Origin of the sequence: Zymomonas mobilis subsp. pomaceae ATCC 29192 (assembly GCF_000218875.1) — a bacterium.
Lineage (GTDB): Bacteria > Pseudomonadota > Alphaproteobacteria > Sphingomonadales > Sphingomonadaceae > Zymomonas > Zymomonas pomaceae.
Genome location: NC_015709.1, coordinates 1,703,372 through 1,727,682, shown reverse-complemented (window position 1 = coordinate 1,727,682; position 24,311 = coordinate 1,703,372). Strand labels below are relative to the sequence as shown.

General features: G+C 45.0%; 21 protein-coding genes. 13 read left to right on the top strand and 8 right to left on the bottom strand.

Annotated elements, in window-relative coordinates:
* Positions 1-89: 89 nt before the first annotated feature.
* Positions 90-575 carry an SAM-dependent methyltransferase gene (locus tag ZYMOP_RS07715; protein WP_013934766.1) on the bottom strand — a complete coding sequence of 162 codons (486 nt, stop codon included), beginning with the start codon at positions 573-575 and terminating at the stop codon, positions 90-92.
* Between the two features lie 243 nt (positions 576-818).
* Complete coding sequence (locus ZYMOP_RS07710) at positions 819-2,333, bottom strand: YifB family Mg chelatase-like AAA ATPase (protein ID WP_013934765.1); 1,515 nt, start codon at positions 2,331-2,333, stop codon at positions 819-821.
* A 290-nt stretch (positions 2,334-2,623) separates the two neighbouring features.
* On the opposite strand from ZYMOP_RS07710, the gene rpmH reads away from it, so the two are divergent.
* The 7 genes from rpmH to dapE all read left to right on the top strand — a co-directional run bounded on the left by rpmH (position 2,624) and on the right by dapE (position 7,590).
* A complete protein-coding gene (gene rpmH / locus ZYMOP_RS09345) occupies positions 2,624-2,758 on the top strand; it encodes a 50S ribosomal protein L34 (protein ID WP_080502949.1) in 135 nt (44 codons plus the stop codon).
* Positions 2,755-3,081: a ribonuclease P protein component gene (gene rnpA / locus ZYMOP_RS07705; protein WP_080558589.1), complete on the top strand. Its 327-nt coding sequence runs from the start codon at positions 2,755-2,757 to the stop codon at positions 3,079-3,081. The genes rpmH and rnpA overlap by 4 nt, the downstream gene beginning before the upstream one ends.
* Positions 3,078-3,290: a membrane protein insertion efficiency factor YidD gene (yidD, locus tag ZYMOP_RS07700; RefSeq protein ID WP_013934763.1), complete on the top strand. Its 213-nt coding sequence runs from the start codon at positions 3,078-3,080 to the stop codon at positions 3,288-3,290. Before rnpA ends, yidD begins: the two co-directional genes overlap by 4 nt.
* A gap of 17 nt (positions 3,291-3,307) precedes the next feature.
* Positions 3,308-5,050 (top strand): membrane protein insertase YidC, encoded by a 1,743-nt coding sequence (yidC, locus tag ZYMOP_RS07695; protein WP_013934762.1) that lies wholly within the window; start codon positions 3,308-3,310, stop codon positions 5,048-5,050.
* 6 nt (positions 5,051-5,056) lie between these two features.
* Positions 5,057-5,695 carry a ribosome biogenesis GTP-binding protein YihA/YsxC gene (gene yihA / locus ZYMOP_RS07690; RefSeq protein WP_013934761.1) on the top strand — a complete coding sequence of 213 codons (639 nt, stop codon included), beginning with the start codon at positions 5,057-5,059 and terminating at the stop codon, positions 5,693-5,695.
* A 118-nt stretch (positions 5,696-5,813) separates the two neighbouring features.
* A complete protein-coding gene (locus ZYMOP_RS07685; protein WP_013934760.1) occupies positions 5,814-6,155 on the top strand; it encodes a YnfA family protein in 342 nt (113 codons plus the stop codon).
* 304 nt (positions 6,156-6,459) lie between these two features.
* Positions 6,460-7,590, top strand: coding sequence for a succinyl-diaminopimelate desuccinylase (gene dapE, locus ZYMOP_RS07680; protein ID WP_013934759.1), 1,131 nt, complete (start codon positions 6,460-6,462; stop codon positions 7,588-7,590).
* Positions 7,591-7,708: 118 nt separating this feature from the next.
* Here the strand turns inward: dapE and ZYMOP_RS07675 are convergent, their stop codons facing one another.
* From ZYMOP_RS07675 to secB, 4 genes are all read right to left on the bottom strand, one after another.
* Complete coding sequence (locus tag ZYMOP_RS07675; protein ID WP_013934758.1) at positions 7,709-8,380, bottom strand: DUF4136 domain-containing protein; 672 nt, start codon at positions 8,378-8,380, stop codon at positions 7,709-7,711.
* Positions 8,381-8,491: 111 nt separating this feature from the next.
* Positions 8,492-9,514, bottom strand: coding sequence for a tryptophan--tRNA ligase (trpS, locus tag ZYMOP_RS07670; RefSeq protein WP_013934757.1), 1,023 nt, complete (start codon positions 9,512-9,514; stop codon positions 8,492-8,494).
* 32 nt (positions 9,515-9,546) lie between these two features.
* Positions 9,547-11,151, bottom strand: a complete 1,605-nt coding sequence (murJ, locus tag ZYMOP_RS07665; protein WP_013934756.1) for a murein biosynthesis integral membrane protein MurJ — start codon at positions 11,149-11,151, stop codon at positions 9,547-9,549.
* Positions 11,152-11,238: 87 nt separating this feature from the next.
* Positions 11,239-11,736, bottom strand: a complete 498-nt coding sequence (secB, locus tag ZYMOP_RS07660; RefSeq protein WP_013934755.1) for a protein-export chaperone SecB — start codon at positions 11,734-11,736, stop codon at positions 11,239-11,241.
* A 492-nt stretch (positions 11,737-12,228) separates the two neighbouring features.
* Here secB and ZYMOP_RS07655 point away from each other — a divergent pair, with 492 nt between their 5' ends.
* The 4 genes from ZYMOP_RS07655 (at position 12,229) to ZYMOP_RS07640 (ending at position 15,315) form a co-directional block, all read left to right on the top strand.
* The gene (locus tag ZYMOP_RS07655) at positions 12,229-12,885 is read left to right on the top strand and encodes a Tim44/TimA family putative adaptor protein (RefSeq protein WP_041581793.1); all 657 of its coding nucleotides are present in this window, start codon (positions 12,229-12,231) and stop codon (positions 12,883-12,885) included.
* An 18-nt stretch (positions 12,886-12,903) separates the two neighbouring features.
* Entirely contained in the window at positions 12,904-14,238 is a 1,335-nt protein-coding gene (gene mltA / locus ZYMOP_RS07650; RefSeq protein ID WP_252507414.1) for a murein transglycosylase A, read from the top strand.
* Complete coding sequence (locus ZYMOP_RS07645; RefSeq protein ID WP_013934752.1) at positions 14,180-14,863, top strand: Smr/MutS family protein; 684 nt, start codon at positions 14,180-14,182, stop codon at positions 14,861-14,863. The genes mltA and ZYMOP_RS07645 overlap by 59 nt, the downstream gene beginning before the upstream one ends.
* A 122-nt stretch (positions 14,864-14,985) precedes the next feature.
* Complete coding sequence (locus ZYMOP_RS07640; RefSeq protein WP_013934751.1) at positions 14,986-15,315, top strand: hypothetical protein; 330 nt, start codon at positions 14,986-14,988, stop codon at positions 15,313-15,315.
* A gap of 215 nt (positions 15,316-15,530) precedes the next feature.
* Here ZYMOP_RS07640 and ZYMOP_RS07635 read toward each other — a convergent pair whose 3' ends face one another.
* Entirely contained in the window at positions 15,531-16,628 is a 1,098-nt protein-coding gene (locus tag ZYMOP_RS07635; protein WP_013934750.1) for an anhydro-N-acetylmuramic acid kinase, read from the bottom strand.
* Between the two features lie 164 nt (positions 16,629-16,792).
* On the opposite strand from ZYMOP_RS07635, the gene tyrS reads away from it, so the two are divergent.
* The gene (gene tyrS, locus ZYMOP_RS07630) at positions 16,793-18,025 is read left to right on the top strand and encodes a tyrosine--tRNA ligase (protein WP_013934749.1); all 1,233 of its coding nucleotides are present in this window, start codon (positions 16,793-16,795) and stop codon (positions 18,023-18,025) included.
* Between the two features lie 295 nt (positions 18,026-18,320).
* Here tyrS and recG read toward each other — a convergent pair whose 3' ends face one another.
* Entirely contained in the window at positions 18,321-20,396 is a 2,076-nt protein-coding gene (gene recG / locus ZYMOP_RS07625) for an ATP-dependent DNA helicase RecG (protein WP_013934748.1), read from the bottom strand.
* 227 nt (positions 20,397-20,623) lie between these two features.
* Between recG and mfd the strand changes: the two genes are divergently transcribed.
* Complete coding sequence (gene mfd, locus ZYMOP_RS07620) at positions 20,624-24,127, top strand: transcription-repair coupling factor (protein ID WP_013934747.1); 3,504 nt, start codon at positions 20,624-20,626, stop codon at positions 24,125-24,127.
* The last annotated feature ends 184 nt before the right edge of the window (positions 24,128-24,311 follow it).

Sequence of the window (24,311 nt, the reverse complement as noted above, 5' to 3'; positions counted from 1 at the left end):
TTGACAAAAACGGCCTTACCTATAAGAAAATGACTGATATTTAACTCTGTGCTTTCTGGCATTGCTGCGACTGTATAAAACAACCCTCGCTATTCGGGTATAGTAAGATAATAGTCTTTCATTACTTCATGACTCCATTCGGGTTGTATCACCGTTCCAATAGGACCGAACTCTGCCATGTAAGGTTTAATATCAATGATGGGTGTACCATCTATGGCATCTAGCCCACGTACTTTGAGGCTAAACGCTTCAACTGATAGCAATTGGCAACGGGATACACCCATAAGGTTCGGCCTACCTTTTCCTCGTTGCGCTAGAATCCCTACTTCGGGCCAGTCAGAACGGCCGCGTGGACGGCGCGTCCCATACTGAATCTTTTGAAGGGGAACACGATCGAAGTAAAATATAACCTCGATATGACTAAACTGGTCTAATCCTAGAAGGGCTTCACAGGGTAATACTTCAGAATCAATGACTATTGTAGAGATAACCCCACCCCAGTTATCGTCCGTGATGTCCTTCCGTAGTGAACGCACATGCCCAATAGGTGTTACAGTAATATTTTTAGTCGCCATTAAAAACATCCCGTTCTTCTAGCAGAATGACCTAGGCAAAAACCCTTTTATCTGCCTAGTATAGAGTTTCTCTAATAGTCGAAATCAATTCTGCAATTTCTGGCATCCCTTGCGATCGGCGTAATATTTTCATAGGTCAGACTATGGCCTACATAGCCTTCCACATTAAAATATTTTATGTTTACCATGCGTATCTAAAATAGATAAAATATTCATTATCTCATGCGTAATATCTATCACGCCTTATGCAACAGGAAGACGACGACGATAACTGAGCGCTTCCGCTATATGGAGGCGTGTAAGATTTTCTGATCCTGCCATATCGGCAATAGTACGGGCTATTTTTAAAAGGCGATAATAGCTGCGCGCTGAAAGATGCATTTTTTCAACGGCTTCTATCAAAAGCTTTTGACCCGCATCATCCATAGGGGCCAGCTTTTCAATAAGCGCACCATCGGCTTCTGCATTGCAACGGATCGTGCCATTTTTATAAGATTTATAACGGGCCTGTTGAAGGGCACGCGCAGCTATGACGCGTTGTTTGACCGCGGCTGAATTTTCACCAGCCGGTAACAACAATTCTCTTGCCCCTACCGGCGGCATATCAAGGTGAATGTCGATACGATCAAGTAAAGGGCCGGAAATACGATTTTGATATTCTACAGCGCATTTCGGTGCACGTGAACAGGCTAAAGCAGCATCGTCAAGATGACCACAACGACAAGGATTCATCGCGGCAATAAGTTGCACTCTGGCCGGAAAATGAACATGACCATTAGCACGGGCGATAGAAACTTCACCACTTTCCAAAGGCTGTCTAAGCGAGTCCAAGGCTGGCCTTTTAAATTCCGGCAACTCATCTAAAAACAACACACCCAAATGGGCTAAACTTACTTCACCCGGTTTTATATGATACCCGCCGCCCACTAAGGCCGCCATAGAGGCAGAATGGTGAGGTGCACGAAAAGGGCGCTGTTGAATAAGACGCCCCTGATCAAGCATACCGGCGACTGAAGCGATCATAGAAACTTCTAGGGCTTCACGCGCATCCAAGGGCGGCAGGATACTCGGTAAACAAGCGGCAAGTAGCGATTTACCAGCACCAGGCGGGCCGCACATCAGCATATTATGCCCTCCGGCGGCAGCTATTTCCAAAGCGCGTCTAGCCTGTTCCTGTCCTTTTACAGCTGATAAATCTGGCCCGGAAATAGGATCATTAAAGGGGCTTCGTTGTGGCTGAGGTAAGGTCATTTTACCTTTTAAATGCTGAATCAGCATCAAAAGATCAGGTGCCGCTATAATCTCATCAAGATCTGACCATGCGGCTTCTGCCCCCAGAAGTTGAGCACAGATTAACCCCAAATGACAAGATGACGCATGGATGGCTGCCGGTAAAGCCCCCGGTGAGGCCATAAGACGCCCATCTAATCCTAATTCCCCCAGTACCAGATATTGACTTAAGCTTTCGTTATCCAAGACGCCCATAGCCCCCAATAGCCCCAATGCAATCGGCAAATCGTAATGAGAACCTTCCTTGGGAAGATCAGCTGGGGAGAGATTCACCGTAATTCGCTTGGGCGGAAGTGCCAGCCCAATAGCCGAAAGGGCTGATCTTACCCTTTCGCGACTCTCTGAAACGGCTTTATCGGGTAATCCTACAATGGTAAAAGCAGGCACCCCCGAAGAAAGTTGTACCTGAACTTCAATAGGACGTGCTTCCAGCCCTAAAAAAGCGAGACTGGCAACACAAGTAACCATAATAATACATGCCTTGTTACTAATATTATAATTTTGTTATTCTAATGATCATGAGGCTGTTCATGGCACAAAAAAGATAGAAGCTAAAAGAAATATTTTATTATTGGCTAAAATAACTTAAAAACAAGATATTCTTTTATTTTCTAGAAAGGCAAGCTAGATGCTTGAAATTGCTTTTTAAGCAGCGTTGACTTTTCGTTCTTTATTCCCTATTCACGCCCTTTAGATATGGCTGCCGTGCGTTCGGCGGCCTTTTTTAACAATCAAGAAATATTGTTGAGGAATGAGCGATGAAGCGCACCTTTCAGCCGAGCAATCTCGTGCGCAAACGCCGGCACGGATTTCGTACCCGGTCTGCGACCCCGGGTGGCCGCAAAATTCTGGCAGCCCGTCGGGCTCGCAGCCGCAAGAAACTGTCTGCATAAGCGTTCTTAAGCGCCGCGCTGATTTTCTTGCGGCAAATCGCGGAAAACGCGTGCCGATGCCCGGTTTTATTCTGTTGGTTTATGCCCGCAATGATGGCAACTCTGCCATGCGCGTTGGTTATACGGTAACAAAAAAAACGGGTAATGCGGTTGTTCGCAACCGGATCAAGCGGCGCTTTCGGGCTTTAGTTCGGTCGCTGCTGCCTAAGGGTGGTATTGCAGGCGCTGATCATATATTGATTGGTCGGCGTGCTGCCTATAATGGCAATTATGACGATCTTATGCGTCAGTTGTCAAAAGCTTTAGCGCGTATGCGACGATGATCGTCCATACGCTCGTTTTTTTAGCGCGCCTGTGGCAATGGGGCCCGTCCCGCTTTATGCCGCCTTCCTGTCGTTTTACGCCTAGCTGTTCGGCTTATGCTATCACAGCATGGCGACGTTATGGGGCGATTAAAGGAAGTTGGCTTGCTATAAAACGTCTGGCCCGTTGCCATCCTTGGGGAGGTTGCGGTCATGACCCGGTGCCTTGAAAGGGTAATTCAAAGACATGGGTGATCAGCACCAGCAGCGTAACCTGATTATTGTTACGATTCTCTCGGCAGTTGTGTTGTTTGGTTGGAGCTTCATTACGAAGTATTGGTTACCCACCACACCCCCACCAACCCATCAGGCAAAACCGCAACCAAAATCGGAATTGGCACCTGATGTCGCAGCCGATACTGTTTTAAGACCTGTTAATCAGGTGCTGGCAGAAACCCCTCGTCTGCCCATTTCAACCGCAAGCCTTGAAGGTTCTATTAATTTAAAAGGCTTAAGGCTCGATGATCTGACCTTGATTCGGCATCGTGAAACCTTGGCCCGTAATTCACCGGCCGTTCGTCTTTTTTCACCCGCCGGCACCCAAGATGCTTGGTTTACGGGTTTTGGCTGGAGCGGTGAAAATGTTACTTTGCCGGGGGCTGATAGCCTTTGGAAGGCCGATAGCGATAAATTGACCTCGGAACATCCGGTTAATTTTTATTGGGATAACCATCAAGGTCAGATTTTCCGCCTCACTTTATCGGTCGATCATGACTATATGTTCAATGCAACAGAAAGTGTGATTAACCACAGCAATAATCCGATTATTATCCGTCCCTATGTGCTGACCAATCGCCAAGGCGTCTTTAAAACCCCCAGTTCATGGACTTTACACACGGGCCCAATCGGTGTGTTTAATGGTTCGGTTAACTATCATATTGCTTTTTCCGATCTCGATAAAGCCAATGGCAATGGACTTCAAAATAACACGCAAGGCGGCTGGATCGGTTTTTCGGATAAATATTGGTTATCCGCTTTAGCGCCCCATAATCAAAATATGGCGATTGATACTAATTTCCGTAGCGGCGCTAACCAGCATTATCAGGCTGATTTCACAGTTGCCCCTGTGGTTGTCCCCGCAGGAAAAACCGCCAGTCTGAGTGTTGACGTATTCGCGGGGGCCAAGGAAGTGCGCATTCTTGACCGCTATCGTGATCATCTGCGTTTGCCGCATTTTGATAAAGCGATTGACTGGGGTTGGTTTGCTATCATCGAGAAAGTATTTTTCTATTATCTCGATTGGTTATTCTTGCATGTTGGTAACTATGGGCTAGCCATTATTTTGATGGTGTTTACCATCCGTGCCTTGATCTTTCCTATTGCCAATAAGCAATATGCTTCGATGGCTTCCATGCGGCGTTTACAGCCTAAAATGCAGGCTGTACGCGAACGTTATAAAAATGATGATGCAAAAATGCGTCAGGAACTGGTTACCTTATATCAGAAGGAAAAGGTCAATCCTTTTGCGGGTTGTCTTCCGATGTTTATTCAGTTTCCCATTTTTATTGCGCTTTATAAAACCTTGTTGGTAACGATTGAAAGCCGCCATCAACCCTTTATCGGTTGGATCAAAGATTTATCGGCACCCGATCCTTTAACCCCCTTCAATCTCTTTGGATTGTTGCCTTTCACGCCACCGCATTTCTTGATGATTGGGGTACTGCCTATTATTCTGGGGATTACGATGTGGCTCCAGTTTCGGGCAAGTCCACAGCAACTTGATCCTACGCAACAGCAAATCATGAGTTTCTTGCCGTTGGTTTCGGTGATTTTCATGGCGCCTTTAGCCGCAGGTTTACAGGTATATTATATCTTTAATAACCTTGTTTCCTTGGCACAGATGACATGGCTTCAGCATCGCCATGCGACACCAGAAGAACGGCAAGACAGGGCGGAAAAGAAACGCCTTTCTAAAAAGAAAGCCAAATAAGACGCTATGACCCCTGAAAAAGACGCCAGAATGGAAGCGGGACGAAAACTTTTTGCAGGGGCGGTTAATTTTTTAAAATCCGCCCCCGCCCTTGAGTTTTTACCCGATGCCTCAGTGCCGGAAGTAGCCTTTGCAGGGCGATCAAATGTTGGTAAATCTTCACTGATCAACGCCTTGACTAATCGAAACAGCCTGGCGCGGGCGTCCACTACACCGGGGCGGACGCAAGAACTGAATTTTTTCGATGTTGGTGAGCCGTTACAAATGCGGCTGGTTGACATGCCGGGTTATGGCTTTGCCAAAGCGCCCAAAGATATGGTGAAACGTTGGAAATGGCTTATCAATGATTATCTACGGGGACGGGCTGTTTTACGGCGTACCCTGATTTTAGTGGATAGTCGGCATGGTCTGAAAGATGTTGACCGTGAATTAATGAAAATGTTGGATGACGCTGCCATCTCTTATCGCATGGTGCTAACGAAATCTGATAAAATCAAAGCCGAAGCATTAAAGAAGGTCACCGACGCTATCACAACAGAAATACGGCAGCATCCAGCCGCTTTTCCAGAAATCATTATTACTTCTAGTGAAAAAAATACTGGCCTTCCTGAATTAAGAGCGGCTGTTTATGATGCGATTATCTAATATTTTTTAGGGCAGCGCAAAAAGATCTTATTCTTTTTCGGGGGAGCAATTTATCCCCCCGCCTTATTTAGTGGTTCAATAGTAGAAAAAATAAGTTTAATTCCATAATTTCATAATTATGGTACAAAAATTTATGAGAGATTTTTTATTCTATGTGCCCGCGGCTTTGGCTGAAATTGGTGGCTGCTTCTCATTTTGGGCATGGTTAAAATTAAATAAATCACCTCTTTGGTTATTCCCAGGGGCAGTATCCTTAGCGCTTTTTGCTTATCTGTTAACAAAAACGAGCCCCGATGATGCAGGTCGTAGTTTCGCTACTTATGGCGGTATTTATATTGTCATGTCCTTGGTCTGGATGGGCGTCGTCGAAGGTAAAAAGCCCGATCATTGGGATATTTTAGGGGCATCCATCTGTCTGGTAGGCGCGATGATTATTCTGTTTAGTCCCCATAATCGATAAAGGCGTTGATAGGACCGCTTCCAAAGAGGCTTGGTCTAATTTTGTGCAAAGGCCTATGGCCTCTCTATATTAAATTAGAAGTATTTTTACAAATATTTGACCATAAAAACGGCTGTTTAAGTGCAATCTCTTACCGCGGTTGAACGCCTTTAAACATCGTTACGATAGTAAAAATACGGTTGTTTTAATTATTTAGATAGCTGACAAGCTTCTTATCGTCCTATTATAAGATAACACAGATACTTTTATTGAATGTTCCGGTTTTTAGCTGGATATTTTTCCTTCTCTTATTTCTGGTGATTGAATGACTGCTGCCCCTGACGCTGTTGAACTTGCTGCCCGCTTGATTGCCTGCAAATCAGTAACGCCGACTGATGATGGTGCCATGAGCGTGATGGGCGACGCTTTGAAAGCCGCTGGTTTCAAAGTTCATTTATTAACGCAAGGTCAAGCCCCTGATGGCCCTGTCACCAATTTAATAGCTTTTCGGGGCGAAGGTCATCCCCATTTAGCCTTTGCAGGGCATAGTGATGTAGTCCCAGCCGGTCAGGGATGGTCTTCAGATCCCTTTACACCCACCTTAAAGGACGGCTATTTGGTCGGACGTGGGGCAGTCGATATGAAAAGTTCTGTCGCGGCCTTTATTGCCGCCGCAGCCCGCTATCGCCATCACAAAGGTACCTTGTCTTTTTTGATTACAGGCGACGAGGAAGGCCCCGCCACCTATGGCACACCGGCCATCATTGCATGGTTGCTGGAACATGATATTAAATTGGATTACTGTGTTGTGGGCGAGCCTACCTCTATTGATACCCTAGGGGATACTATCAAAAATGGTCGGCGCGGTTCAGTTAATATGTGGATCGAGGTACCAGGCATACAAGGCCATGTCGCCTATCCCGACCGAGCAAAAAACCCGATTCCGATTTTGGCGCGCATAATCGAGGATTTAGAAAACTGGATTATTGATGAAGGGGACCAATGGTTTCAGCCTTCCAATCTCGAAATTACAGCCATTGAATGCGATAACAAGGCAACGAATGTTATCCCTTCTATAGCAAAAGCCCAACTTAATATTCGCTTTAATGCATTACAAAAAGGTGCTCAGTTAATAGAAACTGTCCGAAATCGGGTGAACGCTATTGCGCCTGATGCCCGATTGAAGGCTACTATTTCTGGGGAAGCCTTTGTTACAGAAGAAGGGGTCCTTACTAAAAAAGTAAGTGCTGCAGTAGCTAAAAATACCGGAATCACCCCTACCCTTTCTACAAGCGGCGGGACGTCGGATGCCCGTTTCTTGACGCATATTTGTCCAGTAATTGAATTTGGTTTAGTCAATGCTACGATGCATAAGGTCGATGAGCAAGCCGCAGTAGCCGATATTCAACAATTAAGCCGTATTGATGAGGATATTATTAAAGCTTTTTTGGGCTAAAAATGCTCAAAATATCTTCTGGAAAAAAAGCGCCGATTTAAAGGCTAATCGATACTTCTATTCAGATAGTGCGTTCTCTCCGGTGACAATAATATCATCGGAGAGGGCGTTTTGGGCTTTATTTCTGTTTCTTCTTATCGTCTGTCAATTTAATTTCAATATTTTCCCCTGAATGACCAGGGAAATTAACAAACATGGCACGGATTAAATCCGGCACTAATTGTGTCATGTTATCGGTTGTAACATGAGCACGGGCGCGACCTTCAAAGACACGCTGTCCATCGCTGACACGATCAATTTCCATTTTAAAGAAGGGGCTGTAAACGGTGTAGCTGTAAACGTCTGTGCCGCCCCAGCCGCCGCCCCAGCCGCCACCCCATGGGCCGCCCCAACCGCCGTATCCACCCCAGCCGCCCCAGCCACCGCCCCAGCCGCCCCAACCACCCCATGGGCCGCCCCAACCACCATATCCATAAGAAGTGGAAGTGACTTTCTGCTGACCATTATCAATGCCGTAATCCAGCTTAACGATCAGCGTCGCCGTACCTTCAGAAGGCGCAGGTTGATACCCTTGAGCATATAATTCATGAGCAACTATATTGGCGTAATGTCCAAATTCGAGACCGCCTTTATCCTGAGGATCTATAGCTTCAATAGTAAAAGTTTGACCAGCTGGTGCTGGCATCATCTGGAACCGTGCAACATCGGCCCGAAAAGGCGATTCACAGGCGGACAGAGAAATAATGGACAAAGACGATAAGACTATCTTTATAGTTATACTCTGTCGCATGCCTGTACCCTTTCCCGTTTAATATTTATGCCTGATATTTCCGAAAAAATAAGACATGCCCATTATAATAAAATTTGTCTATTCTGATTGAACCAAAGATGAATGAAATCATTAATTCCGTCGCCGTAATCCCATTGCATAGTAAGCTTTTTCTAAAGTTACAGCAGCCAGCGTTTCTGCCTTTTTAGCGCCTTGCAATAATAAACGATCAATTTCAGCCGGATCACTTTGGAAGGAAAATAGTCTATCACGTATGGGCCCAATAATACTAATCATTAGATCAGAAAGAATAGGTTTAAACTGTCCAAAACCTTGCCCCGCAAACTGATTCAAGATTTCTGGAACCGCTTTCCCACTTAAAGCACTATAAATAGTTAATAAATTGCGCGCTTCTGGACGCTCTGTAAGCGCAGCCTCGTTATCTGGAATAGGATCTGGATCCGTCTTGGCTTTGCGGATTTTTTGGGTGATGTCATCATTACTATCGGTAAGGTTAATCCGGCTGAGATCAGAAGGATCAGATTTGGACATTTTTGCGCTACCGTTGCGCAATGACATTACACGAGCAGCTGTCTTTTGGATAATAGGTTGGGGTAAAGTAAAAACCTCGCTTTGATAATCGTTATTAAATTTTGTAGCGATATCACGCGCTAATTCTAAATGCTGTTTTTGATCTTCGCCAACAGGAACATGCGTGGCCTGATACAGCATGACATCCGCTGCCTGTAAAACAGGGTAGGTATAGAGACCAACTGAGGCACCTTCACGGTTCTTGCCTGATTTTTCTTTAAACTGAGTCATGCGGTTAAGCCAGCCAATGCGGGCAACACAATTGAGCAACCAGCTTAATTCGGAATGGGCAGCAACATCGGACTGAGCAAATAAAACAGAACGCTCTGGATCAACGCCAGCGGCCAATAAGGTTGCTGCCATAGACCGTATATTAGCGGCCAATATATCCGGTTCCTGAGGCATGGTGACGGCGTGTAAATCAGCAAGAAAAAAGATGCAGCTGTCACCGGCAGCCATAGCATTTTGCATGTCTACCCAATTACGAATAGCCCCAAGATAGTTACCAAGGTGAAGATTGCCAGTCGGCTGAATACCGGAGACGATACGTTTCTTGTCAGTCATAATTTTCCTGTTACCTATTCAAAAGGCTACTTTTAACGACGGCGTAAAAAACGGCGGACTTCTTTCCATGGAAATGCACCGATTAAGACGGCCGAACCAAAATATAAAACTGATCCTAACAATAATAATAAGATAAGCGCTGTTATTCTGTGCATAATATGGCCGATGGCTAGCTGATTAAACCATCCGATGAAAGGCCATAATCCAAGGGCCATAATCCCACCGGCGATTACCATGCGTGGACTACGGCGAAGTAATGGCCCATCACAGTAGAAATGACGACGGCGGCGTAGTAAAATATACAGCATGACAACATTGGCCCATGCAGAAATCGCCGTCGAAAGAGCTAACCCGACATGCCCTAACGGATGAAGTAAAAGAAGATTAAGTATTAAATTAAGAAGCATGGCAAGGATAGCGATCCGAACAGGCGTGCGCGTATCTGTACGTGCGTGAAAACCAGGCGTCAGAATCTTGATCAGCACATAAGCCGGTAATCCTAGCGAAAACGCGGATAAGGCACGGGCGGAATTAAGACTATCTACGGCGGAAAAAGCGCCATGCTGCAATAAAGCCCGAATTAAAGGGCCTGCCGTAACTATCAGCCCAAAAGTCGCCGGTAATGTCAAAAAAAGCGCTAATTCAATCGCACGATTTTGAGTGTGAATAGCCGCATCCTTATCATTGGTCGCCAGCTGACGAGATAGAGCAGGCAGAATCGCCGTCCCGATGCCGATACCGACCAAGCCTAAAGGCAGTTGATTAAGGCGATCGGCATAATAGAGATAAGAAACCGCCCCTTCGGGAAGATAACGCGCAGCTAAGGCGGTAGAGATCAAAAGATTAAACTGAACGGCGCCAGCTCCTAGGGCTGCGGGCCATGTAATACTCAGCATTTTTTTTACCGCAGGGGTGAACTTAGGCCAATGGGGATAAAGATGGATACCAGCTTGATGACAAGCCCATAACAACCAGCCTAGTTGTAAAACACCCGATAGGCTGACGGCTAAGGCTTGCGTTTGAGCGGTCATAAAAGAGTTAGAACTTCGAAAAAAGATCAAACCGATAATCAAGCCGACATTCAAAAGAATGGGGGCGGCGGCATTCACCCAAAAACGATGAAGCGAGTTAAGAATTCCGCCTAAAAGGGTAACAATAGAAATCAGAGCCAGATAAGGCATCGTAAGGCGGGTTAAAAAAACGGCTAACTGGAATTCACCGGCGGTTCCTGCCGGAAAGCCACCTGTCATAATTTCCACAATAGGCTCAGCAGCCGCTATCATCCCGACTTCAAAAAAAAGTAACAACGGCAATAACACCGATAAAACATCACTGGCAAAGCGTAGCCCTGCCGCCATGCCATCCTGACCTTTTTTTTCCGCTTCACTAATGGTGCGATTAAACATTGGCACAAAAGCAGAGGCAAAGGCCCCTTCTGCAAAAAGAGCCCGAAATAGATTAGGAAGTCGCCAAGCGATTAAAAAAGCATCATTAGCAGGCCCTGCTCCCAGATATTGCGCACCAAGAGTATCGCGGACAAAACCTAAAATACGACTGATTAACGTTAGACCACCGATCGTAGCGGTAGCTTTTAAAAGATGGACTTTCCCAGGCAGGCTCTGCGGTGTTTTCGTCATATCGCGATCTGGATAATATAAACAATATAAAGAAAGCCGCTTGTAAGCGGCTTTCCTTGTCTTTGGCTATAAAATAGCGCTTAATTTTTAGGCCTGACCTGCTGGTTCCGCATTGGAAAGCATGTCCTGCTGTTCGGCTTGCTGCATATAAAGGGCTGCAAAATCGAGGGGTTCTAACATTAAAGGCGGGAAATTACCGTCACGGACACAATCGGCTAAAATACGACGAACGAAGGGGAAAAGAATCCGTGGTGCTTCAATATAAAGGAAAGGTTGAATCTGATCAGCAGGAACGTTCTTGATCGCAAACAAGCCACTGTAAACTAATTCAATATGAAAAACGATACCATCGTCGGTTTTGGCAGAGACATCTATTTTTAAGGCAACTTCATAGACATCCTGTGCCATGGCTTGCGTACCAATATTAAATTGCACTTCAATATGGGGCTGTGTCTGCCATTGATAAACCGCCGGTGCATTAGGATTCTCAAAAGAGAGATCCTTGATATACTGGGCAAGAATATTCACTTGGGGCACGTTATTATCATTATTGTCTTGGGCAGAATTAAATTTGTTTCCAGACATAAAAGCCTCCTTTAGCTAGGTTTAACAACAGCCTTTGAAATTAAGATGTTATTGTCTGCTTATGAAAAAGATACCCTCTTTTAAGGGATATATTAAAAGTTAAAACACACGAAACAGAAATAGGATGCCAAAGGTATAAATGCTTCATTATAAAGAATAATACCAATCGATATCAAATTTATTATGCTATAGCTATTGAAGATACAAAATATATCCAAGCCGCTATTTTAGCTGGGAATTATTTTTCAGATAAAATCCAACATCAAAAGTCTGTCTTTGATAAGGAAAGAGATAATTTTCTGATTTTTTCAGTGAAAATATAGTTTAATTTCCATATTTTTACCGTATTTCTTATTTTTATTTTCGTAAAAAAAGAACCATCCTATAAAGATTAGATATATGGCGTTTGAAAGCCTAATATATCTTGCCTATATATAGAGGATAAAATACTTCAACAGAAATAGAATTCTGTTGCTTTTTGCATTTGGAGGCATGGTGGTCGAAATTGTAGTTCTGGTGGTAGTGGCTGCTATGCTTTGCGTGTGGCTTTACAATGTCCTTGGAAGCCGTACCGGCCATGAACAGAGTTTTACAAAACCGGTAGAAGCATCACCCGCTGTTGTCGCACAGCCAAGTGGACAGCTTGAGCGGCCTGCTTCTGAAGAAAAAAAACGCGATGAAATCGTATTGCCTGAGGCATGGGACGGCATCCGTCGTATTGTCAGTCGCGATTCCCATTTTGATCTTACCGCCTTTATCGAAGGGGCAAAAACGGCTTACGGTAAAATCCTAGATGCTTTTTGGCAGGGTGATCGTCTTAAACTTTCTGACATGATCAGCAAGGATGTCATGGAAGCTTTTGAACATGTTATAAAAAACCGTGAGACAGAAGGGCATAGTCTTGAAAATCGCTTGATTAATATTGATAAAGCGGTAGTGCAAAAAGCGGGTGTTGATGGCGATAATGCTATCATTACGGTCAGTTATGATGCATGGATTTCGACTATAGTCCGTAATCAAGAGGGTATCATGGTAGCAGGCTCTTCGGCAGATGCGCTTCCCACGCATGATGTATGGACTTTTAGTCGTAATATCCGCCAAGAACCGAAAACAAGTTGGCTTTTAGTGGAAACATTGGCCGCTTCTTAAGATTATGTGAATTCTGTTGTGTTTAAAAAAGATACCAGTTTTTCAGCAAGGCGGTTATCCGCTGTATTCCTTAGTCTTGGGTTAAGCTTATCGGCTTGTTCGACGCTTCATCCCCCGCATATAGAACCGGCACCCCAGCCAGCACCGCCATCAGCGGAAAAAAACAAGCCGGTGGCGCCTTCCAATAACAATAAACAGCCAGAAAATGCGAAACAAGCGGGTATTCGCCCACAGAATTTTTCAGTCAGCTGGGTTGGCATGACGAATGAGAAAGCTGCCTCCGCTTTAGCGGCTTTCCAGCAATCCTGTCCGTTTTTAATATCGCATACCGATAAAAGTGGACTGACAGAGAAAGAGGATTGGTCGACGCCTTGCAGTGCCGCACAAGCTATGACAGGCAATAACAGCAGTGGGCAGGCGATAGCATTTTTTGACCGCTACTTTGAACCCGTCGTAGTGGGGGACGGAAAAGCTTTTGTTACTGGCTATTACGAACCTCAAATTTTGGCCTCTTCACAACCCAAAACCAACTATAATACGCCTATTTATCGTCGTCCTGCCGATTTAATTGAAGTGCATCTAGGCGATTTCCAAAGCACCCTTAAAGGCCGATCCGTACGCGGCAGAGTAGAAAAAGGTCAGCTTGTACCTTATTTTGATCGGGCAGCTATTGATAAAGGGGCTTTGAGCAACCGTCATCTTGAAATAGCCTGGGCAGCCGATCCGGTGGCTTTATTCTTTTTGCAAATTCAAGGGTCTGGTCGTCTTGCTTTAGAGGATGGCCGTGTTATCCCTGTCGAATATGATGGACAGAACGGGCATGATTATAAAGCTATAGGACGCCTTCTGGTACAAAAAGGCGCGCTTGAAAACAGCCAAGCAACCATGTCAGGTATTACGGATTGGTTGCATTCTCATCCGACTGAAGCCGTCGGTATCATGGAAAACAATCCCAGCTATGTCTTCTTTCGCGAGCGAGGTGATCGAAATCCGCTGGGTGCCATAGGTATTCCTGTCATAGCAGAGACCTCTTTAGCCGTTGATCCCGCCTATATTCCTCTGGGTGCCCCCGTTGTTTTGATGCTCGATACCAAGCATGGAGGTGATTCTCCATTTGTTAATGGTGTTTGGATTGCACAAGACAAAGGAGGCGCTATTAAAGGGCTTAATCGTTTTGATAGCTATTGGGGATATGGAGCCAAAGCGGAGCATATCGCCGGTGGTCTTGCAAGCCATGGTTCTGCATGGCTTTTATTACCAAAAGGGGTAGCCGCGCGAATCGGCTCTGAAAAACATGACAAAGCGCAAGAGGGGACTAAAATATCCGGTAGCACCGGATCAGATAAAAAATAAAAGGGGAGATTTTCAGGATTCCCCCTCCTCTCTTGCTACGCTTAAATTCAACCGAGACCGGCTTTCTTCTGAAGATTTGATCTTATGGCGAAAAGTAGCTTCTACTGTAAAGCCGCTTGATCTGGATCGTTATCAATCTTTTGAAGATCTTCTTGTTGAAGATATTCGATTACCCCAGAAAATACCTTCGATAGCGGCCGTTACAAAACGGATGCGTGAGCGACAAAAAATGCTGTCGCCACCCCCAACGCCGCTCGCCTCATCGAAAAATAACCCAGATACGCTTGATGGTTCATGGGATCGCCGCCTGAGTAAAGGCAGTGTCGAACCCGAACGAAGCATTGATCTTCACGGTTATACGATGACTAGCGCCCATCGCGTCTTGGAGATGGCGCTTTCAAAAGCGATTATGCAGGGTATTAGGGTGTTATTGATTATCACGGGCCGTCCTCCCCGTCGAAATGATCAAGGAATTATCACAAGAGGATTAATTAGAGGCGCTATTGGGGACTGGCTTAGTTTTTCCCCTTATGCCAGCCATATTGCAGCGGTTAGAAATGCCCATCCCAAACATGGAGGGGCCGGTGCTTTATATGTTATTCTGAGACGGAAGCGTGAAAAATAATAGCTAAAATTATTGATAAGCTAACGCACATTCAATTTATTCTAAAATAAAATATAAGGTTTATTTTCCCCTTAATATTATTTTATAGATTAAAAATAATAATAAATATTACAGGGGGAATAATGGCCTTTGATCGTTTAGTCATGGCTAATCCATACAATGGTAAAACGCGTTATGCGCCTATTGGATTTTCATGGACCACTTTCTTTTTTGGAATATGGCCTGCTATTTTTAGAGGTAGTTGGAAATTTGCACTTTTGATGTTTCTCACTGCGATAGCGACGCTTGGTTTATCCTGCTTGGTCTGGCCTTTTATCTACAACAGGCTTTATCTTAACGATTTAATCAAAGATGGATATCGTTTTAAAATTGCCGAGAGGAACTCTTCTTTTGAAGCTATCTCTGCCTATAGTAGAAAAGTTCTACCTCTTTATGAAGAAGTATCACAATAAAAATTCGATATAAAAAACTATTAACGCACTTTAATGAGATAATATTATTGTGCTTATTCAATATTGCAAGGTTCAAGAATAGGCCTAATATTGCGATGTCTTATAAACGACAGCCCTATGGACAAAAATACGGGCTGTCGTTCGACAGTAGTATCTAATTAATAAGTCAAATCTAGACTTTGTAGCAATTTTGTTTCTATGTTTGCTCTATGGCCTCAAATATAGTGAATACGCCCTCCCGTCATCGGCTGAGAAACCCCTGTTGTTTTAGGAAAACTGATAGGACGATTGAAAACTCTTCTCACGGCAAGATAAGCAAAGCCTTCAGCTTCGGTAGCATCGCCGTTAAAGTGCCAGTCATCAATCATTTCGATAGGCAGATCACAGCTTGCTTTAAGCATAGCTATCATAGTCTTATTGTGCCGTCCGCCCCCTGCGACAATAATACGTTGTGGTTTTTTGGGAAAAAATCTTAATGCATACGCTACCGTTTCAGCCGTAAAGGCTGTTAATGTAGCAGCGCCATCCTCAAGGGATAAACGCGCTACGGGAGATATTGAAAAATCTTCTCTATCCAATGATTTAGGAGGCGGCAGCAAAAAGAAATCATTATGCATCATGGCATCAATAATATTTTGATGTACCTTACCTCGGGCTGCAATAGCACCATCTTTATCATAATGAAGATTGGCCTTAGCCTTAACCCAATCATCAATAAGCCCATTAGCCGGACCTGTGTCACAGGCGATCAAATCATTTTCATTATCCCCTATCCATGTGATATTAGCGATTCCGCCTAAATTCAAAACAGCTAAAGGATGGGGTGCGTTAGCAAACAGAGCCCAATGATAAATCGGAATAAGTGGTGCGCCCTCTCCGCCTGCTTGCACGTCATGGGACCGAAAATCATCAACAACGCTGATTCTAGTGGCTTGCGCTAAAGCAGCACCATTTCCAATTTGCCACGTCCATCCTAAATCGGGCCGATGCGCAATAGTCTGACCATGGAAACCAATGACTTTTACAGCTGTAGCTTCAACTTTATGTTTTTTTAAGAAATCCTCAACAGCTTCGATATGACGTTGGGTTACGATTACTTCCGCCTGATGAAGAATCGCCTTATCCTGTACCGGACAAGGGGCAGCAAGCGTAAGCGCATATCTAGCAGCCGCGCGCAGACAATCCTTATCAGCCTCGCTATAAGGGTAGAAAGAAAAATCTAAAGGGCGCACCCGTTTTTCGCCGTTGGTTTCAATTAAAGCAACATCCACACCATCTAAAGACGTGCCGGACATGAGTCCGATTGCCAGCATCCGTTTTTCCTCGATCTTATTTTCCAGCCCTTTGCTCTTTTCATCATAAGCTGAAAACCATAGGAAGCTGTTTATTCGACTTTAATCCTTTAATCCCTTAAACAGCAATCTGCATTTCTTAACGGCTGTTGGTTTTTACAGCGATTATTCATAATAGGCACATTATGGCACAATTCCGTTCTGACTTTCTGCGTTTGCTTGAGACACGAGGGTATATTCATCAGATTACCGATGCAGAAGCGTTAGATAAACGCGCATCAGAAGGCATTATTACAGCCTATATAGGCTTTGATCCTACCGCGCCTTCGCTGCATGTTGGCAGTTTATTACAGATTATGATGTTGCGGCGGCTTCAGCAAAGCGGTCATAAGCCGGTTGTTTTGATGGGAGGCGGAACAGGTAAAATCGGTGATCCTTCCTTTAAAGACGAAGCCCGTCAATTACTGAATGATGATACCATCAAAAACAATGTCGCCTCTATTCGGCGTGTTTTTGAGCATTTCTTGCATTTTGGCAATGGACCGACAGATGCTGTCATGGTGAATAATGCTGAATGGTTAGACCGGCTTGAGTATATTCCTTTTTTACGCGATGTAGGACGCCATTTTTCAGTCAACCGAATGTTAAGTTTTGATTCAGTCAAATTGCGGTTGGATCGGGAGCAGTCATTAAGCTTCCTCGAATTCAATTATATGATTTTACAGGCCTATGATTTTCTTGAACTGTCCCGTCGATTGGACGTCACCCTACAATTAGGCGGATCAGATCAATGGGGTAATATTGTCAACGGTATTGAATTAGCGCGCCGTATGGACAGTAAAGAAGTCTTTGGACTGACCAGCCCCTTAATGACCACAGCCGACGGCGTCAAAATGGGAAAGACCGTTGGAGGCGCTGTCTGGCTTAATGGTGATATGTGTTCGCCTTATGATTACTGGCAATTTTGGCGTAATACCCATGATGCAGATGTTGAACGATTCTTAAAGCTGTTTACTGATTTATCCTTAGATGAAATCGCAAAATTATCCGCCCTTGAAGGCAGCGAGATTAACGAGGCGAAAAAAATTCTGGCTAATGAAGCGACCAAAATGGCGCATGGTGAAAAGGCAGCACTTGAAGCTGCCGAAACGGCTAAACGTACCTTTGAAGAAGGTGTGGCAGGCGATGCCTTACCTGTTATGACAATAAGTAAAACAGAAATTAGCCTGATTGATGCTTTGGTCGGATTAAATCTGGTTTCTTCCAAAGCCGAAGCCCGCCGCATGATACGCGGCGGCGGTGCGCGCATTGATGGTGAAAAAGCTTTGGATGAAAAAGCGATCATCACAGTAGGAGCAGAAGCTGTGCGTATTTCTGCGGGTAAAAAAGCCCATGGCGTCTTACAACTAGAAAGATAATCTTTTCGGATAGAGCCCCTCTATTCAAGGCCAGGAAGCCTCAGAATCATTTTCTGAGGCTTTCTTTTGTTAAGGCCATTTTACAGCTTCTATGACTTTATCAAAATCATAAGCTGAAAACGCCCTCGTTTAGGGTTGGAGTGAAGGCGTTAAAGGGTCTGTTTTGTTATTGAGAGGAAGATTTAAAACTATCATACAAAAAATATGGAGAAACAGACTAAACCTATTGAAGCGCTTGAAAGATAGAGTGAAGGATAAGTCTGCTATTATTCGCGCCTTTGGGACGGAGTGGATGTCAGCCAGAACGAAGAAAACTGACAGCGGCATCCCGTTCAAAAAGATAAAGCGCATTACGGGCAGCTTGCCCTCGTTCTGCTGAAAGGCCACCATCACGATCTACCAGTAAACGGGCGTCATCATTAGCGATAGGCAAAAGGGCTGAAATATCTTCGGGAGAAGCCAATTGAAAACCATTTTCGCCAGATTGACGCGTGCCTAAAATTTCACCGCTGCCGCGTAGACGCAAATCTTCCTCAGCCAAACGAAAACCGTCATGACAGCCACGAATAAGGGCTAGTCTTTCACGAGCAACATGGCTCAATTCAGAACCACGCAACAATAAACAAACTGAACGGTCACTTCCCCGTCCTACACGGCCTCTTAATTGATGAAGCTGTGCTAACCCGAACCGTTCGGCATGATCAATAATCATTAATGTTGCATTAGGCACATTAACGCCGACTTCAATAACCGTGGTAGCCACAAGCACAGCGATTTCCCCTTTGGAAAAAGCTGTCATCACTTTATCTTTTTCCGGGCCTTTCATTCGACCATGCACTAAACCGACTTTATCGCCGAAATATTGCTGTAATAACGTATAGCGCTGCTCGGCAGAGGCTATTTCAGAAGAAAAATCGAGATCGTTTTCAGATTCACCCACTAACGGGCATACCCAATAGGCTTGGCCGCCTTGCGCGATATGACGACCAAGAGAAGCGATAACATCGGCTATTCTTTGCACAGCAATAACGCGCGTTTCAATGGGTTGACGACCGGGGGGCATTTCATCCAAGCGGCTGACATCCATTTCACCATGCGCTGTCAGCATCAGACTACGTGGAATAGGCGTGGCCGTCATAACAAGCAGATGAGGCGTATGTTCTGCTTTTTCAGCCAGCATCATACGTTGTGCTACCCCAAAACGATGCTGTTCATCAATGACGGCCAGCCCCAAATTTTTATAGCTGACCTTTTCCTGAAAGATGGCGTGGGTGCCAACCAAGATATGGATAGAACCATCAGCCAATCCCATCAGGATAGATTCCCGTAATTTACCTTTATCGCGCCCGGTCAAAAGGGCGATATTAACAGGAAGGCCCGCTAATTGCTGGCTAAGCGTTTCAAAATGCTGCCGCGCCAAGATTTCAGTAGGGGCCAAAAAAGCCGCCTGATAACCGGCCTCGACCGCAATCAAAAGACTATTCAGTGCTACTAACGTCTTACCTGATCCAACATCCCCTTGTAACAACCGCAGCATGGGAGAAGATTGCTGCATATCCCCTTCGATTTCCAACATGGCGCGGCTTTGTGCTCCTGTCGGTTTAAAAGGTAAAGTCAAAGCATCGCGTAAATGCCCATTGCCTTTTAAGGGAAAGCCCCGCTTTTTGCGATTGGCAGCACGAATAAGTTTTAAAGCCAATTGATTGGCAAAAAGCTCATCATAACTAATCCGCATTTTTGCGTCACGATCATCAGGGTTTTTATGCAATCTTTCGATTGCCTGACGCCATGAGGGCCATTGATTTTTTTGTAATAAAGTGGGTTCAATCCATTCCGGTAAATCCGGTGCGCGTTCCATTCCTTGTTGAATGAGGTGGGAAAGTCGGCGATGGGTTAACCCGTCTGATAACGGGTACAGGGTTTCCTTTATTGGAATACTATTCCCTTCAGAAAGCGGCAGAATTTCCGTAGGATGGACAATTTGAAGCTGATCTTGATAAATATCAAGCTTACCTGTGACTATGCGGGTTTCACCAAGGGGCATCAGCTTTCTGGCCCAACTACTATTGTTACCAAACCATAACAGATGAATAACCCCATTCTGACCATCAGTGGCGATAACACGAAAAGGCCCTCGTCCAGTTGAAGAACGATATTCCCGCGCTGTTAAGGTCAAAATAACCGAAGCCCCGACGTCTTTTGCGGTGGCATGATCAGTTTTAATACGGGTCAACTGGCCGGAGGGAAGATAGAAAAGCAAATCCCTGATGCGGGTCAGATTTAGTTTTTTTAAAGGTTTTGCAAGCGCTGGGCCAATCCCCTTTAGGGATTCCGTTTCAGCAAATAGCGGGTTCAGAATTTCAGGACGCATATTTATAAGGCATAGCCTGTCAAAAACAGAGTTCAATACACGGTTGTTATTTTTTTGTAGGTAGAAATCTGTAAAAAGGCCTTCCGATCCTTCAGACAGGATAATCCATTTTTCAACTGTTATGGAACAACAATGGGCTGTCTGCCGAGATTAGATTCTATAGTGAACAAGTGGCAGACCGGATCAAGCTGGGTACCACTATACATATTGAGCGTAAAAGGACGAGCATGTTTTTAGACCTTAGTCAGATTTTAAAAGCGGCGCAGCCCCTGACTCTGGCAGGCGTAGAAAATGGCTTCCAGCCTTTATTGCTAGGCGATATTGCCCGTGCCTTCGTTCGCAAAGGAAAAGGGGGCCGATTATTTTATATAGCCCCTGATGATCAGGCTGCGCGTGCAATTATTGAGACAGCCCCTTATTTCACGCCTGAGTTAGAAACCTTATTTTTTCCGGCATGGGATTGTCTCCCTTATGATCGGGCATCGCCGTCACTCTCCGTTTCAGCAAATCGTATTGCTACACTTTATGACCTTCAGAGGTGCCCTAAAACAGCGCAACTAGTCGTGACGACAATTGAGGCCGCGACACAACGGGTTTTAACGCCGTTCCGGTTGCGTCAGCTGAGCCAGTATTTAGCCCCCAATGCGCGTATTGATCGAGATCAACTGGTCACTTTATTACGGGCCCATGGCTATCAACAAAGCGATACGGTTAGCCATGCCGGTGATTATGCCATTCGGGGCGGCCTGATCGATTTATGGCCATCAGGCTTGCCCTATGCTTTGCGGCTTGATTTTTTCGGTGATGAAATTGAAAGTCTACGCCAATTTGATCCGGTAGACCAACGTAGCATCAGCAATATTGAAAGTTTTACCTTATTACCTGCCTCGGAAGCGTTGTTAGATCCCGACAATATCAAACGTTTTCGAAGTGGTTATCGCGATTTATTCGGCGCAACAGCGACGACTGATCCCCTTTATCAGGCTATATCAGAAGGCCGCCGCCTGTCCGGTATGGAGCATTGGTTACCCCTGTTTGAAGAAAAATTGGTAACCGTATTTGATCATCTCTCCACCGATGATGCCATTTTTTATGATCAGGGTTGCATCAAGGCCGCCGAACAACGTTTTGAAGCTATCCTTGATTATTACGGCCATCGCAAAGATCATCAAAGTCAGGATGCCGGAAGTTACCGACCGTTAAAACCGGATATGCTTTATTTGAATCGGGAAAACTGGCTGCAAAATCTGGAAAGCTGGCCAGCGCATCAGATTACCGCTTTTCATCATCCCCCTGCCCCGCATGTTATTGATCTGGAAATTGCCGCCCCGCGTGATTTCGCACCTGAACGTAGTCAAGGCGGTAATATTTATGAAGCGGTCGTGGATTATATTGGTGCACTCAATAATCAGAACAAGCGCGTTATTCTGGCAAGCTATTCTAAAGGCTCACGCGAAAGATTAGCGGGGCTTTTATCCGATCATGGTCTGAAACGCGTTATAGAAGCAGACACATGGCAAGAAGCACTGGGTGCCGCCGATATTAGTCGATCAAAGATTTCTGGTGCCGCTTTGATGGTGTTACCGATTGATCATGGTTTTCTTACAACGGACATCGCCCTTTTAAGCGAACAGGATATTTTAGGGGATCGTCTGGTCAGACGCGCCAAAAGGAGAAAATCAGCCGATGCTTTCATGGCTGAACTGGCGAGTCTGACCCCCGGTGATCTGGTCGTTCACAGCGATCATGGAATAGGTTGTTATGAAGGGTTAACGTCCATCCCTGTCGGCAGTGCGCCGCATGACTGTGTTGCGTTAAGCTATCAGGGCGGCGATAAACTTTATGTGCCGGTTGAAAATATTGATACGCTCAGTCGGTATGGCAATGCCCATGAAAATACCGTTCTTGATAAATTAGGCGGCGTCGCATGGCAGACCCGCAAATCAAAAATGAAAGAGCGCATCCGCGCTATTGCTGGTCAGTTAATGGCAACAGCCGCGCAAAGAGTTCTACGCTCTGGGCCGGTTGCCTTGGCCGATCCAGCTAGTTACCCGCTTTTTGTTGATCGTTTCCCCTATCAAGAAACAGATGATCAAGAACGGGCGATCAGCGACGTTATCGAAGATCTGGCCAAGGGTAAACCGATGGATCGTCTGATCTGTGGCGATGTCGGTTTTGGTAAAACAGAGGTGGCCTTACGGGCCGCTTTTATAGCCGCAATGGCTGGTTTTCAGGTTGTTTTGGTATGCCCGACGACATTGCTAGCCCGTCAGCACTACAGCAATTTTATAGAACGTTTTGAAGGTTTTCCTTTAAAAATTGGCCGTCTTTCAAGGCTGGTACCCGCTAAAGAAGCAAAAATTTGTCGTCAGGAATTGGCCGAAGGGACGATGGATATAGTTATTGGCACCCATGCAGTTTTATCAAAAACTATCCAATTTAAACGATTAGGGTTGGTCATCGTCGATGAGGAACAGCATTTCGGCGTTGTCCACAAAGAAAGATTGAAAGCCTTAAAAAATGATGTTCATCAATTAACCCTGACCGCAACACCTATTCCCCGCACTTTACAGATGGCAATGTCTGGTTTGCGTGAATTATCGGTTATCCAGACGCCGCCTATCGATAGACTGGCTGTTCGTAGTTATGTCATGCCTTGGGACCCCGTTGCTATTCGGGAAGCCTTGCTGCGTGAACATTATCGGGGCGGACAAAGCTTCATTGTGGTGCCGCGTATTTCTGACTTGGTTGATCTTGAAAAATTCTTGACCGATCAAGTGCCAGAAGTCCGTTTTGTTATAGCCCATGGACAAATGGCGGCATCAGAAGTTGAAGAACGCATGGCCGCCTTTTACGACAAACGTTTTGATGTATTACTGTCCACCACAATTGTTGAATCGGGTCTTGATATTCCAAGTGCTAATACGATGATTGTCTATCGTGCCGATCGCTTTGGCTTGTCACAGCTTTATCAAATTAGAGGACGCGTAGGGCGGTCCAAAACCCGTGCTTATGCGTATATGACGACCCCCATCAATCACGCTATCAGTGAAACGGCTGAAAAAAGATTGCATATTCTGTCAACCTTGGATTCTTTGGGGGCAGGTTTCCAATTAGCCAGTCATGATCTTGATATTCGTGGTGCCGGTAATCTTTTAGGGGATGAACAATCCGGACATATCAAGGAAGTAGGCTTTGAGCTTTATCAATCCATGCTGGAAGATGCGATTTTAGAAGCAAAATCAGGGGATCTTACAGCCGCAAAAGAACAGGATGAATTTTCACCGCAAATAACAATTGATGCCCCGATTTTAATTCCTGAAAGTTATGTCCCCGATCTCAATTTACGTATGGCGCTTTATCGCCGGATGAGTGACATTAAAAATCGGGAAGATATTGATGCGTTTGCGGCTGAATTGATTGATCGTTTTGGTTCTTTGCCTCAGGAAACGAAAAATCTGATGGCTATTATCGAAATCAAAACGAATTGTCGGCAAGCGCATATTATCCGCTTAGATGGCGGCCCCCGAGGTGCGTTAATCTCTTTTAACAACGATAATTTTCCGAATGTAACCGGATTACTGAATTACATTCAGAAATTAAAAGGCACCGCTAAATTAAGACCAGATCAAAAACTGGTTATCCAGCGCAACTGGCCTGACCAAAAATCAAGATTAAACGGATTAGTACAACTTTCTCGAGGATTAGCGAAAGTCGCCTTGGCCGGATAACGCCCTACTAAAAGCTATTCTTTTAGAAAGACAAAATTACCGAAGTCTTTCGGGAATAGCTTTTAGCTTTTTTGATAGGGGAAAGACAGAAATACTCTGACGCAGGCTTTAAAAAAAGTCGACTTCCCGTAACGGCGGTAACAGCCATCCGGCTTTGTCATTTTTGGCGATAAAAATAAGGAGA